Source organism: Staphylococcus sp. HMSC070D05, assembly GCF_001815595.1.
In the GTDB taxonomy this organism is placed as follows: Bacteria; Bacillota; Bacilli; order Staphylococcales; family Staphylococcaceae; genus Staphylococcus; species Staphylococcus hominis.
Window position 1 is genome coordinate 52,075 of sequence record NZ_KV821149.1, and the last position, 484, is coordinate 52,558.

The window sequence follows — 484 nt, forward strand, 5'->3', positions numbered from 1 at the left end:
GTTTATAAAAGATAAAACTAAAAAATATAAAAATGATAACTTTAATACTCAAAATCAGGATTATAACGAAATTAACGACGAATACATTTATCCAAACAATCAGCGACTGGGTTTTAAAAGATATGCCTATCGTCATGATAAATATGAATTTAAGAAAGACTTTAAATGATATAATGTGATGATTTTTCAGAAGAACCTCTGAAACACCAATGCGTGGAATTTAATGCAAAAGCAAATAAAAAAATAATGAAAAATTATAATCGGGAATATTTTAAAGCCCAAATTAATAAAAGCTTTCAGAACTAAAAACAAAAACCATCTACAGTCAAAGAAAAATTGATGTGGAGCCTATTTTTGGATGTATGAAGGCTCTTTTGGATTTCACTTGAATGTCTGTTCGCGGGATAAATAAAGCTAAAAGAGAACTAGGATTTGTGTTAATAACACTCAATATAAGAAAAGTAGCAGCTCAACGAGCTGAAAA

1 pseudogene is annotated in these 484 nt (G+C 28.5%); it reads left to right on the top strand.

The features are described 5' to 3' along the window. A pseudogene (locus HMPREF3046_RS11250) lies at positions 1 to 484 on the top strand (transposase); the annotation flags it as partial.